A 12,707-nucleotide genomic window follows, 5' to 3' on the forward strand; every position below is an offset into this window, starting at 1 on the left:
TAACCATTCCTACATTTGATGAAAATTAATTAAAAAAGAAAATTTATGAAGAAATTAAGGATGACAAAATTGATTCTATTTACAATGATTGTAAGTGTTTCAAATGGGTGTAGTGCAAATCAATCAAAAAAAGAGAACAACAACAATACAATAGAATCAACAGCAAAAACGATGAAAATGGAGAAATTAAAAGAAAACAAAGGTGTAAATTATTCAATAGTGCTTTTGACAATCCAAGACAATGAAAAATACAATCGTTATAGAAAGGCGACTGAAAAAGTAATGAAAAAGGCGGGAGGTCATATTGAAAGAGATTTTGATGTTATGGGGCAAAAGGGAAATATTGAGAACTTTGAAGCTCCTAATAGAGTGGTTGTAATCTATTGGGATACACCAAATGGACATGAACAATTAATGAATAACGAAAAGTATAAAAAAGAAAGCGAATTACTTAAATCGTCTACAAGCAACATCCGTGTTATAAAAGGAACATCTGAAATGTTTCAAAGCTCTGACAGTGATGAAAATGGAAGAATGTATTTGATGAAAATATCCTATTATAAAGAAAATACAGCAGGTAGAATAGAAATGCTTCAAAAGATAGGTCCAAAATTAGCTCCTTATGGATTCTATACTGAACGTATGATTATGGCGAATGAAGCTAAAGGAATTGATATTCCAAACGAAGTAACGATTCATTTTCACGACTTTTCGTATCAAAATGAAGAGCTTCAAAAAGATGAATCTGTTAAAAGTGCTATTGGAGAATACAACAACAAATATTTAACTCATTTTGTGTACTTACCCTTGAAGTTAAGGTAAAACAAAAAAAACTACTCCCAATTGAGTAGACGGGTGACGACTTAAAAGTCGTCACTGCGCCTCTCACACCACCGTACGTACGGGTCTCGTATACGGCGGTTCACCAAATTGAAGTTTGCGTATTATTAATGTAATCTAACAAAGGTTTATACCCTTTTCGTTTAAGTCTAGAGACTGTAATAGTAGTCTTTAGAATAGGACTTTGAGCAACTGCCCAGCCTCCCATTCTTGTTCTACTCCAAGCATAGGCTTGTCCGATTTCTATACCTAATTGAATTAGGTTTTTACGTTTCCGTTCTAGTTTCTTCCAATCGTGCCAAATACAATAGCGCAACCGATTTCTTAGCCACTCATCTAGCTTTTTACTTTTTGCATAGATGTTGGTTAAGCGGTAATTGTTCATCCAGCCTCGGCAGACTTGATTAAGTCGTTCGAGTCGTTCTAACAACGACATGGGTTTGGTTTTCTTGGTTATACTTTTTAGGTTACGTTTAAACTTTGCCCAACTTTTATTGGCTACCACTAGTACATATTGTCCTTTTACACCCTTTTTATAGATGGGTACAAAACCATGCCCGAGTAACTCAAAGTTTACAGGTCTGCGGATGCCACTTTTGGCTTTGTTTATAGGTAATTTAAGTTTATCTTTTAAGAAGACAAACAGTCTATTTCCTATTTGTTTAGCCTCGCTTTTGCTTTTGGCGTAAACGCTAAAATCATCAGCGTAGCGAACATAACGCAAGCCCATGCTTTTCATTTCTTTGTCCAAAACATCTAACATAATATTAGATAATAAGGGACTAATTGGACTGCCTTGCGGGATGCCTTTTCTGCGCTTTTGGAGTTTTCCATCTATTAATATGGGAACTCTAAGCCATTTTCGGATTAATCGCAAAGTGGTCGGACATTTTACCTTGTGGTAAATAAGTTGCAGTAAGATACAGTGGTCTACTTGGTCAAAGAATCCTTCTAAATCAATATCTACAATATCTTGATAACCAGAATTGATATACGTTTGAGCTTGTAATACTGCTTTTTGGATGTTCTTTTGTGGACGGAAACCGTAACTAACGGGTTCAAAATCATATTCAAAATGAACCATTAATTGTTGACTTACCGCTTTTTGAAGCCACCTATCGACTACAGTTGGTATTCCTAATAGTCGGGTTTTACCCTGTCCTTTTGGAATGGTTACTCCTAATATTGAATTTGGATTATAGCTGTTTGTGCGAATAGTCGATAGTATAGTCGAACGGTTTTCTAATATATAAGCGGAAAGCTCCGTTGTTTTCATACCATCTACACCGCTCGCGCCTTTATTGCGCTCCACTTGTCGTGTTGCTTTAAAAAGGTTTGTTGCTGATAATACGTTTTCAATCATAGGTTTAATAATTCGTGTACTCCTGTTGGTTTAAAACTAGGCTAGCTAGGCATCCTAATCGAATTCCAACGTAATTTAATGTTCTGTCCTTCCCTACTTGTGAGACCATCTGAGGTATTGCCTCAACTCGTTTCCCGTAGGTACTATGACCTCTGCTGACTTCTCCAAATAACCAACTCGTAGTTTTGGAGACCTCCCCAGGTAATGACATCTTCTTTCTCTCAATCACTGCCGTATCTACATATTTACCCTTTTGGTGTTCGTTGGGCGTTACAATGATGTGCTTGCTTACCCAAGTAAATATGCCTCTGTATACGATTTCTGTTCGTCAGTACCGAGTTTTGTAGTTCCGCTTCCTTCAGATAGAACCTCACGGTTTTCACCCTTGCGACTTACTAATGCTTCAAGACGTTACTCCTGTACATAAGGGACTTGCACCCTCTAGATTAATTATTTACCTTTCCGTAAATAAAAGATGCCCATGCTGGGCACACACACTGTATATAAAAAATAGCAGAAAAAGTGCAAGCCACAAAGGTTTGTGCTTTTTTGTATTTTTGTAGTAATCTGAAAAGTTCGTGATATTAAACCTGCTACTTTTCATATACTAATCGTTGCCACACATATAAAAAACCAATCCTAATGCAATTATCAATAACCGAACAACTTGCTTATTCTACAGTAAGATTAGAATGTTTGACTAAAACAGGAAATGTACAAACAGGAACAGGTTTCTTCTTCAAATTTTTGGAAAAAGGAGACCAACACGTACCTGTTATTATAACAAATAAGCACGTTGTTAAAAATGCTGTAAAAGGTAAATTCATTTTGACAAAAAGCGATAAAGATGGAAATCCAATTAATACAGAACATTTTACCGCAGAATTTGTAAATTTTGAACAACAATGGAAAATGCATCCAGATGCTAATGTTGATTTATGTGCGATGGCATTAGCACCAGTCGTAAATTATGCTCAACAGCAAAGAGTAAATTTGTTTTACAGAGTATTTGACAAGAACCTCTTACCTCAAAAAGAACAACAAGATGAATTTACTGCACTTGAAGATGTTTTGATGATTGGTTACCCTAATGGAATTTGGGATTCTGTTAATAATCAACCAATTTTCAGAAAAGGCACGACCGCAACACATCCGAATATAGATTATAATGGAAAAAAAGAGTTTATGATTGATGTTGCCTGTTTTCCTGGTTCGAGCGGTTCACCTGTTCTAATTTACAATGCAAGTAGTTATACAACCAAGTCAGGAGGAACTATAATGGGCGGAACAAGAATAATATTAATTGGTGTACTATATGCAGGACCACAACATACAGCAACGGGAGAAATAAAGATTGTAAATGTTCCTCAATTTAATCAACCATTATCGATTTCAAGAATTCCAAACAATCTTGGAATATGTTTAAAAGCTGAAAGAATTTTAGAATTGGAAAAATTGTTTGAATAAAATACGTGTGGCAATTGAGTAGACGGGTGACGACTTAAAAGTCGTCACTGCGCCTCTCACACCACCGTACGTACGGGTCTCGTATACGGCGGTTCACCAAATTGAAGTTTGCGTATTATTAATGTAATCTAACAAAGGTTTATACCCTTTTCGTTTAAGTCTAGAGACTGTAATAGTAGTCTTTAGAATAGGACTTTGAGCAACTGCCCAGCCTCCCATTCTTGTTCTACTCCAAGCATAGGCTTGTCCGATTTCTATACCTAATTGAATTAGGTTTTTACGTTTCCGTTCTAGTTTCTTCCAATCGTGCCAAATACAATAGCGCAACCGATTTCTTAGCCACTCATCTAGCTTTTTACTTTTTGCATAGATGTTGGTTAAGCGGTAATTGTTCATCCAGCCTCGGCAGACTTGATTAAGTCGTTCGAGTCGTTCTAACAACGACATGGGTTTGGTTTTCTTGGTTATACTTTTTAGGTTACGTTTAAACTTTGCCCAACTTTTATTGGCTACCACTAGTACATATTGTCCTTTTACACCCTTTTTATAGATGGGTACAAAACCATGCCCGAGTAACTCAAAGTTTACAGGTCTGCGGATGCCACTTTTGGCTTTGTTTATAGGTAATTTAAGTTTATCTTTTAAGAAGACAAACAGTCTATTTCCTATTTGTTTAGCCTCGCTTTTGCTTTTGGCGTAAACGCTAAAATCATCAGCGTAGCGAACATAACGCAAGCCCATGCTTTTCATTTCTTTGTCCAAAACATCTAACATAATATTAGATAATAAGGGACTAATTGGACTGCCTTGCGGGATGCCTTTTCTGCGCTTTTGGAGTTTTCCATCTATTAATATGGGAACTCTAAGCCATTTTCGGATTAATCGCAAAGTGGTCGGACATTTTACCTTGTGGTAAATAAGTTGCAGTAAGATACAGTGGTCTACTTGGTCAAAGAATCCTTCTAAATCAATATCTACAATATCTTGATAACCAGAATTGATATACGTTTGAGCTTGTAATACTGCTTTTTGGATGTTCTTTTGTGGACGGAAACCGTAACTAACGGGTTCAAAATCATATTCAAAATGAACCATTAATTGTTGACTTACCGCTTTTTGAAGCCACCTATCGACTACAGTTGGTATTCCTAATAGTCGGGTTTTACCCTGTCCTTTTGGAATGGTTACTCCTAATATTGAATTTGGATTATAGCTGTTTGTGCGAATAGTCGATAGTATAGTCGAACGGTTTTCTAATATATAAGCGGAAAGCTCCGTTGTTTTCATACCATCTACACCGCTCGCGCCTTTATTGCGCTCCACTTGTCGTGTTGCTTTAAAAAGGTTTGTTGCTGATAATACGTTTTCAATCATAGGTTTAATAATTCGTGTACTCCTGTTGGTTTAAAACTAGGCTAGCTAGGCATCCTAATCGAATTCCAACGTAATTTAATGTTCTGTCCTTCCCTACTTGTGAGACCATCTGAGGTATTGCCTCAACTCGTTTCCCGTAGGTACTATGACCTCTGCTGACTTCTCCAAATAACCAACTCGTAGTTTTGGAGACCTCCCCAGGTAATGACATCTTCTTTCTCTCAATCACTGCCGTATCTACATATTTACCCTTTTGGTGTTCGTTGGGCGTTACAATGATGTGCTTGCTTACCCAAGTAAATATGCCTCTGTATACGATTTCTGTTCGTCAGTACCGAGTTTTGTAGTTCCGCTTCCTTCAGATAGAACCTCACGGTTTTCACCCTTGCGACTTACTAATGCTTCAAGACGTTACTCCTGTACATAAGGGACTTGCACCCTCTAGATTAATTATTTACCTTTCCGTAAATAAAAGATGCCCATGCTGGGCACACACAACGTATAAAAATAATAGGGCAATGAGTGCTTAACCCAAAGGACAAGACATTTTTGCGAGGTCGCCAAATTTTTAAATTTGGCTTATTGAACAAAAAAGATAATAAGAAAAATTTAAAAATTCGGCTTGTGTTCAACCGAATGGTAGTCGCCTTTTTTCCGCCCTACTATTCTTATACAAATCCGTTGGCAATAATTATGAAAAACACGTTTCTAAAGAAAATATTACTTCTGACAATGATGTTGATTTCCTTCAACTCATTTGCTTGTGACTGTGAATGCGATGGAGATTGTTCTTTCAGTCAAATTTCAAGCGGAATGGAATTTGTTGCACTTGTGAAAGTGATTGAGTATTCCGATTTTCTTGACCAAGAAATAATTGGTTACGACAAAAAAATGCCTTTTTCAATGACAGTCGAAATTATCAAAAAGTATAAAGGAACTGAATCACGAAAAAGAATTAAAATTTGGGGAGATGATGGAGCACAATGCAGACCTTATATTGCGGAATTTGAAGTTGGAGAATGTTATTTAATTGCACCAACTCTGATTAAGGAAAACTCGGAACTCGGAAAAAAAGACGATTACGATTTTTTCTCTTGTTGGACTGACTATCTGACTGTCGATTATGAAAACGGAATTGTTTACGGAGAATACTCAAAACGGAAAAATAAAATATCGCTGAAGGAATTTGAAAGCGGAATAGAAAAATAACTATTGCCAATAACTAAGCATATGGCGTGCCGATAGGCCAACGCTATATGCTATGTTGACTGATCCGGGATTTGAGGATAAGGGGGAATACGAGAAGTTTACAAGATCTTTAGCAAACAAGAAGGTTGTGCTTATACCTCTTATGGTTTCTTTTTTCTAAGCGTATTAACATAAGAAAAATTTATTTAGATTAATTCTCATTTTTTTATGAGAATTTGCCTTGCTTTTGTTGCTTTATTTCGTTCTAGGCACTAGTATGTTAGGGTTCCTTTTAGAACCATTTTTAAGTGTTGTAGTTTAGTAGTTTACGTTTTATAATTTGTATATAATTCTTGGGCGGGCCACGGCTACCAAAGGTTAAAAGCGTTATTAACCGTCCCTTTTTACAACTCGGGCAACAGCGATGTAGTGCTTCCTTTTGATTGATAGGGTGTTCTATTTGTGTTAAATCCTTGTCTGCTAATTGTAATTGCAACATGGGCAACCTGTCTTTCTTCCAACTGCTACTCAAAAATCCATAATGCCGTATTCTAGTAAACCCTTTAGGTAATATATGAAGTTGAAAACGCCGTATAAATTCTTTGCTCTGTAGTGTTAAGGTTGTTTTCTCACCTCCTTTTTTATAATCTTTCAAACCAAAGGTAACGATCTTATCTACCGTATCAATATTCAAGATGCGGTGGTTGCCAATGGCTATTTTATGGGTGTACCTTCCTAAATATTCAATCACGTGCTCTGGTCTGCCAAAAGGGGGTTTCGCATAAACGACCCATTCTTTTTTAAACAGGGTATCGTATAAACTTTGTGGTAATTCTGGAAGTGCCCTTCGTAATTTTGCTACAAAAACACCTCGGTATTTTCTGCTCATGGCTTTTACTGAAAATAGAAAATCATCCTTTGCGTTACCTTTTTTCCAAAACCCTGATTTAGATACGCCACCTTTAGGGACGATACAATGCAGATGTGGATGTAGACTTAAGTTCTGACCCCAAGTGTGCAATACGGCAATCATGCCCAGTTTTGCCCCTAGATGTTTGGGGTTGTTCCCAAAAGCACTAAGTGTTTCCCAAACACTCGCGAATAACAGCTTATAAAGCACTCGCGGATGTTGTAATGCCAAAGGATTTAGAGTATCGGGAAGTGTGAAAACAACATGAAAATAAGGCACAGGAAGCAGTTCTTGTGTTCTAGCGGCAATCCACTGCTGCTGTTTATGGCCTTGGCAGGTAGGACAATGCCGATTACGACAAGAGTTAAATTGTAAATGTAGTTTATCACAATGCATGCACCAATCTAAATGCCCACCTAGGTCCTTAGTACGGCATTTTCTAATGGCATGCAAAGCCCTTGAATTCCAACTGGTATGCGCGATGTCCTGCAGATGGTCTACTTCTAAATTTAACACATCTGCCACTTTATGTATCCCTTGCATTACCTTGCAAACAAGGTGTCCAACGGACTAAATTTAACCGAGCTCCCGGAATTAGATACCTGCAAATACACGATGGTCGTTTCAATACGAGCATGACCTAGCAGTTCCTTTAAACACATAATGTTCATCCCGTCTTCAAGCAAATGCGTGGCGTAAGAATGGCGAAGCGTATGGGTGGTAAACTTCTTTTGGGTGTTTACCTTGGAACGACTCTCTTTTATAACCCACTGGATACCAACGGTGGTAAGTGGTTGCACAACCCCGTCTTTGGTAACCTGACTATTAAAGACATACTTTACAGGGTTCTCGGTTGCAAAATATCTTTTTAGCCCTCGAACAAGGTGTGTGCTTAAAGGCACATAACGGTCTGCTTTTCCCTTTTGCTTTTTTACAAATACCGTTTTTCGTTCAAAATCTACATCAGACTGTAACAGGTTACAAAGTTCATAACTGCGCAATCCGCAGCCATAAAGCATACCCAGAATTAACCGGTGTTTTAGATATTTAGGAGCGTTTAATAATTCGCGAACCTCTTGTTTGTTCAAAACAATAGGAAGGTCATTTTGCCTTTTTATTTGTGGAAGTTGAATGCGCTTTTTATCCATCCCCAGAACCTTGTAAGTGGTTCGGAGCCCATAAATGGTATGTTTAAAAAAACTCTCGGAAGGTGTTTTGTGCAGATTTTGACAATGATAGAGATAATCGTGTATCTGAGATTCTTCAAGGTGCTCTGGACTACATTTATAATGAATAGTGATGTGCGCTAAACAGCGCAAGTAATTGTTTAAGGTACTGGTTGCTTTACCATTTATGGCAAAATTTCTCTCTAAGGTATCTGCAAGTTTTTTAAATTCAGGTACTTCTGCTAAGGCCGTTTCTAAAATCGTCTTCGCTTTTTTTTAAATACATATCTTCAGGTTTTTGTGAAGTCATCAAGTTACTGTATTTTTATAACGAACTTAAAAGCTTCCGAGGTACGAGGATTAGTTCAACAACGTATATAATTTATTGCTAGTTCAAGCTTACTTACGAAAATCCTCGCAGTTTTTCTATTCAGTTTATATTTGCTAAATTAGTTGCTTAATGCGTGGTCTATTTTTTTCAACCTGATCTATCAGTTCTTGCCTTACCTTAATTTTTGATCCATATTCCGGGAAATTATCCACTACTCGCTTTATTTTATCAAAAATGGCTTTTCGTTTTTTAACATTAAATTTTTTTCCAACTACCATTAGGTCTTCATAGCTTATGTTAGTGCGTTTATTATTTATACGCATATTATGGCCATTCACCCACTCATTTTGATTATCATATGAATAACACAAATCGAATGCCGGACTTAAGGACCATTCGCCATTTTGATTCATCATGAATGAAAAGTTTTTGGTATGGTCATCACAATTATGAACCAGTACATTAAATACCATTCTGCTGTATATTTCTTCTATGGCGTCATGGCCTAAATTTAATCTTCTGGCTGCCATAAAATAATGCTCATACGAATATTGTCCAACTTTATTGTAATCTAGCCCCAGTAGACCACATAATGAATGTACATGTATTTTTTCACCACTATCATCTCTATCAAACCTCTTGGTTAAAAAATGCAACTCTTTATACAGCGTACATTCTGTCATTTGTATATCACAATCTTTAGCCATTTGAGAATAGGCGTATTCTAACTTACCATAACCACTTGGCTCTTCTAATTTCGTTTTGTTTGCTCCATCAATTTTAATTAAATAATATCCATAATCCTGACCTAAGGGCAATTGTCCTGATTTAATAGTTCCGTTCTCTTTATTTATGGCTATTAATGCTTTTGCTCTGGCGCCACCAGCAGAGGTACCTATATGTAATATCTGTAATAGTGCGTTTTTATCTTTAACATTGGTTTTAAGCGCTTCTTTACCTTGGGTACTTAGCATGGAAATTTTCTCTATATCTTCTAAGGAAATAATGTCTTCTGTTTGTTTGATTTCGGTTGCCGGACGAAACTCTAAGGCTCCCATACCTCTAGTGCCTATGTATTGAAGTTTAGCAAATACATCAATATCGTTTTCTGTAAGGCCTTTATCCATAAAGTAAGCACGAAGTAAATCGTTACCAAATTTGTCTGGTAATGAATCATAAACGAGTCCAGGAATGCCTTCTGTTTCCTTCCAATCGGCTTCATTAATGTAAATCCTTTTACCTTCTAGAGGTAAGTTTATTGGAGATAAACCAAGACCGGTTTTTACAAATTCAGGATCGTATTCGAATGCAATTCCTTCAGGCGTTTTAACAAGTGCACCTACTCTAATATTCCAAATAAAAATTTCTATTCCCATTATTTACTTGCTCTTTTGCGTTTTTTCTTTTCTAATTCTATTAATTCTAGTGGGCTTATTACTGGTATTTTCGGAAATAAGCTCTCTAGGTTGTTTAATAGCCTTAATGCACGAAGTATCTCTATTAAATTTAAAAGTGATATGTTTTTTTCGCCACGTTCAAATCCTGTTATCGTTCTGAGGCTAACACCACTTTTATTTGCTAAATCCTTAGCTGTTAGGTTTTGATTTAAACGGTGTTGTTTTAAGCCTTTACCAAGGTCTTCCAGTATGTCTTGATTTAATAATATATTATAATTCATAAGCAATATATTGCTAGTTAAGTTCAAATATACAAAATAAAAAGCAATATATTGCTAGTTACATGTGAGGATGCTTATATTTATGCTCAGTCTCATTCCATATATTTAATTAACTATATCTGCCATATTTCTGCCAAAACCATGATTTATCTGCCACAACTTCTAAATAAGAAACCCACTCTTACGAGCAGGCTTCCTGTTTTCAAGTTCTGAAAAATATCAGAGTTCAAATTGAACAATCTCCTTTTCAATCTCTGACTTACGGGTTTCTAAAGTGGTCTGTAAATGGGTCGTTACCAATTTAATCAGGTTCGTATTGGTCGTCTTGAATTCCAGATTGTGTGAATCCCTGATGTGGAACGAAGCGGAATCGCCTTGGTTGTAATTGAACTTGGTCAGTTCGCTCAAGGTTTCGGTCAATCGCTCACGCTGTGTTGCCAGACCTTTCAGCTTTTCAAAATTCTGGATGCGGTCATCCAAATTAACAGGTGCTTTTTGAGGCGTCTCTGCTTTTTTGGATACAGCCGATTTTCCAATAGCTTCTTCAGTTAACTTTTGTTGTACTTCCTTTTTAACGGTTGCATTTTGTCTTTTTGCTGTTCCGTTTTGTTTTACTTTTGTTTCCATAATAAAATAATTTTAGATTAAACAATATTTGTACAATCCAAAGTGCTAGTAAAATTTTAGCTCAAAAGGAAGTGGAATAAAAAGAGCGAGGCACGAGCCTGGTTATGCCGAACTCTTTTGATGGAAACATTTTACGGACTTACCTTGTGCCCATATTGGATTAATAAGATTGTCTCCTTAAAAGGACCTCAATTTGTGGAAACCTGCTGAGGCCTCTGGTCAAGTGTTTTATTGTTGAGCTTCGTTCTTAAATTGCTAATATCGGTACTGACCTTTTGCTCAATGACCCTAGCATACACTTGTGTTGTTGATAGTTTGGAATGCCCCAATAGTTTTGATACCGTTTCTATAGGTACACCATTTGATAGGGTTACCGTTGTTGCAAAGGTATGTCTGGCTGAATGAAAGCTGATATTCTTATATATTTCTAACAGGGCGGTTATTTCCTTTAAATACTTATTCGTTTTTTGATTGCTAAAGACTGGTAGTAATTTTTCATTGATTTCCGTATCGTTATCATACTTTTTGATGATATCCAGTGCTTTATCCAATAGTGGTATTTTTACAGGCTGTGCAGTCTTTTCCCTTTGGGTAAAGATCCAATAATCGCCATCAATGCCCCTAACAATGTTATGGTCAGTAAGTGACCTCACATCAGTGTAGGATAGTCCTGTGTAACAAGAAAACACAAACACATCCCTAACCTTTTTATGGTGTTCTGTTTCCAATATCCCCTGTTCAAATATTTGAAGCTCGGCTTCTGATAGATAGTCCCTTTGGTGTTTCGTAAACTTTAGTTTGAAACGTACAAAAGGGTCTTTTTCTATCCATTCCAATTGAAGTGCCAAGTTCATCAGTTTCTTTAGGCGTTCCAAGTGTTTCATAATGCCATTGTTATTCAAGGGCTGTTTCCTGTTGATAGATGGACATTTTCGTAAGTACTGTTCAAAATCAATGATGAAACTATAGGACAATTGTTTTAAGTAGATATCGCTGGATTTTATCTTCGCCTTTAGGAATCGATTGATGTAACGCTCCGTGGTAAAATAGTTTTTCAACGTCCCAAACTTTAGGACGGTTTTCATCGTCGTGTTATGGTAGCCCACCAAGTCCAATAAGCTCTTTTGGTGTTCGTCCTCCCCTAAATACCTGGCTTTGATGGCTTGGGCGGTTATCAGCTTAAATTCAGACAATAATTGTTTATGACAAGCCAACAAGTCAGCATATACCTGGTCTAGGTAGGCATTCAAGGCTGGAGCATTTGGAGTTCTTGGTTTTGCTCTTTTGGTTTTGGGGTCCCAAGAGGTAACCGATTGGTAACGTTTTAAACTGATTTCTGCGCGTTTTCCGTTAACCGTAATACGGGCATAAACGGGCGCAATACCATTCTTTTTTTTGGCTGTGTTCAACCAAAAATGGATACTAAAAGTCTTTGAAGTTTGCATGTACTCTCGCTTTAAGTGAATATTCGATTTGTTTACGAAAGTCAAATCGTGCGAAAGTCAATTGTTACTGGATTACCAATGTAGTGAAAAATCTGGTAACTTTTTAGGTAACCGAATAGGTAACCTACCAATTGATATTAAAGCTAATCTTTTGATGTCAAAAAATATGAAAATCGTTGATTATCATAAGATTAGCTATTTTTTGGTATCGTTTGATACCCTAAAAGTCGGGGTGGCAGGATTCGAACCTGCGACCTCCGCGTCCCAAACGCGGCGCGATAACCGGGCTACGCTACACCCCGAATTGGTTATCTGTAA

Annotated in this window: 11 protein-coding genes and 1 tRNA gene; 3 read left to right on the forward strand and 9 right to left on the reverse strand. The window is 36.9% G+C overall.

Features of this window, described 5'->3' with window-relative positions:
- The first annotated feature begins 45 nt into the window (after positions 1-45).
- Positions 46-822 carry a DUF1330 domain-containing protein gene (locus FAF07_RS03240; protein WP_142783761.1) on the forward strand — a complete coding sequence of 259 codons (777 nt, stop codon included), beginning with the start codon at positions 46-48 and terminating at the stop codon, positions 820-822.
- A gap of 100 nt (positions 823-922) precedes the next feature.
- Here the strand turns inward: FAF07_RS03240 and ltrA (FAF07_RS03245) are convergent, their stop codons facing one another.
- On the reverse strand, positions 923-2,203 hold the full coding sequence (ltrA, locus tag FAF07_RS03245; RefSeq protein ID WP_142783376.1) for a group II intron reverse transcriptase/maturase: 1,281 nt from the start codon (positions 2,201-2,203) through the stop codon (positions 923-925).
- A 642-nt stretch (positions 2,204-2,845) separates the two neighbouring features.
- Here ltrA (FAF07_RS03245) and FAF07_RS03250 point away from each other — a divergent pair.
- Positions 2,846-3,670: a S1 family peptidase gene (locus FAF07_RS03250; protein ID WP_185956506.1), complete on the forward strand. Its 825-nt coding sequence runs from the start codon at positions 2,846-2,848 to the stop codon at positions 3,668-3,670.
- 93 nt (positions 3,671-3,763) lie between these two features.
- Here FAF07_RS03250 and ltrA (FAF07_RS03255) read toward each other — a convergent pair whose 3' ends face one another.
- The gene (ltrA, locus tag FAF07_RS03255; protein ID WP_142783376.1) at positions 3,764-5,044 is read right to left on the reverse strand and encodes a group II intron reverse transcriptase/maturase; all 1,281 of its coding nucleotides are present in this window, start codon (positions 5,042-5,044) and stop codon (positions 3,764-3,766) included.
- Positions 5,045-5,626: 582 nt separating this feature from the next.
- Here ltrA (FAF07_RS03255) and FAF07_RS03260 point away from each other — a divergent pair.
- The gene (locus FAF07_RS03260; RefSeq protein WP_246067761.1) at positions 5,627-6,253 is read left to right on the forward strand and encodes a hypothetical protein; all 627 of its coding nucleotides are present in this window, start codon (positions 5,627-5,629) and stop codon (positions 6,251-6,253) included.
- Positions 6,254-6,536: 283 nt separating this feature from the next.
- Here the strand turns inward: FAF07_RS03260 and FAF07_RS03265 are convergent, their stop codons facing one another.
- From FAF07_RS03265 to FAF07_RS03295, 7 genes are all read right to left on the reverse strand, one after another.
- Positions 6,537-7,685 carry an IS91 family transposase gene (locus FAF07_RS03265; protein ID WP_142783763.1) on the reverse strand — a complete coding sequence of 383 codons (1,149 nt, stop codon included), beginning with the start codon at positions 7,683-7,685 and terminating at the stop codon, positions 6,537-6,539.
- On the reverse strand, positions 7,685-8,290 hold the full coding sequence (locus FAF07_RS03270) for a tyrosine-type recombinase/integrase (RefSeq protein ID WP_246067762.1): 606 nt from the start codon (positions 8,288-8,290) through the stop codon (positions 7,685-7,687). The genes FAF07_RS03265 and FAF07_RS03270 overlap by 1 nt, the downstream gene beginning before the upstream one ends.
- Before the next feature lie 462 nt (positions 8,291-8,752).
- Positions 8,753-10,015 (reverse strand): type II toxin-antitoxin system HipA family toxin, encoded by a 1,263-nt coding sequence (locus tag FAF07_RS03275; RefSeq protein ID WP_142783765.1) that lies wholly within the window; start codon positions 10,013-10,015, stop codon positions 8,753-8,755.
- A complete protein-coding gene (locus FAF07_RS03280) occupies positions 10,015-10,317 on the reverse strand; it encodes a helix-turn-helix domain-containing protein (RefSeq protein ID WP_142783766.1) in 303 nt (100 codons plus the stop codon). Before FAF07_RS03280 ends, FAF07_RS03275 begins: the two co-directional genes overlap by 1 nt.
- A gap of 219 nt (positions 10,318-10,536) precedes the next feature.
- Positions 10,537-10,944: a hypothetical protein gene (locus FAF07_RS03285; protein WP_142783767.1), complete on the reverse strand. Its 408-nt coding sequence runs from the start codon at positions 10,942-10,944 to the stop codon at positions 10,537-10,539.
- A 188-nt stretch (positions 10,945-11,132) separates the two neighbouring features.
- A complete protein-coding gene (locus FAF07_RS03290) occupies positions 11,133-12,389 on the reverse strand; it encodes a site-specific integrase (protein ID WP_142783768.1) in 1,257 nt (418 codons plus the stop codon).
- A 227-nt stretch (positions 12,390-12,616) separates the two neighbouring features.
- Positions 12,617-12,691 (reverse strand) — tRNA-Pro (locus FAF07_RS03295).
- Positions 12,692-12,707 lie beyond the last annotated feature (16 nt).

The organism is Changchengzhania lutea, from assembly GCF_006974145.1.
Classification (GTDB): domain Bacteria; phylum Bacteroidota; class Bacteroidia; order Flavobacteriales; family Flavobacteriaceae; genus Changchengzhania; species Changchengzhania lutea.

What these genes read in the sequence shown, in the direction of transcription:
- FAF07_RS03240 (WP_142783761.1), top strand. Translation starts at nt 46, where the DNA reads ATGAAGAAATTAAGGATGACAAAATTGATTCTATTTACAATGATTGTA.
- ltrA (WP_142783376.1), bottom strand. Translation starts at nt 2,203, where the DNA reads ATGATTGAAAACGTATTATCAGCAACAAACCTTTTTAAAGCAACACGA.
- FAF07_RS03250 (WP_185956506.1), top strand. Translation starts at nt 2,846, where the DNA reads ATGCAATTATCAATAACCGAACAACTTGCTTATTCTACAGTAAGATTA.
- ltrA (WP_142783376.1), bottom strand. Translation starts at nt 5,044, where the DNA reads ATGATTGAAAACGTATTATCAGCAACAAACCTTTTTAAAGCAACACGA.
- FAF07_RS03265 (WP_142783763.1), bottom strand. Translation starts at nt 7,685, where the DNA reads ATGCAAGGGATACATAAAGTGGCAGATGTGTTAAATTTAGAAGTAGAC.
- FAF07_RS03270 (WP_246067762.1), bottom strand. Translation starts at nt 8,290, where the DNA reads ATGGATAAAAAGCGCATTCAACTTCCACAAATAAAAAGGCAAAATGAC.
- FAF07_RS03275 (WP_142783765.1), bottom strand. Translation starts at nt 10,015, where the DNA reads ATGGGAATAGAAATTTTTATTTGGAATATTAGAGTAGGTGCACTTGTT.
- FAF07_RS03280 (WP_142783766.1), bottom strand. Translation starts at nt 10,317, where the DNA reads ATGAATTATAATATATTATTAAATCAAGACATACTGGAAGACCTTGGT.
- FAF07_RS03285 (WP_142783767.1), bottom strand. Translation starts at nt 10,944, where the DNA reads ATGGAAACAAAAGTAAAACAAAACGGAACAGCAAAAAGACAAAATGCA.
- FAF07_RS03290 (WP_142783768.1), bottom strand. Translation starts at nt 12,389, where the DNA reads ATGCAAACTTCAAAGACTTTTAGTATCCATTTTTGGTTGAACACAGCC.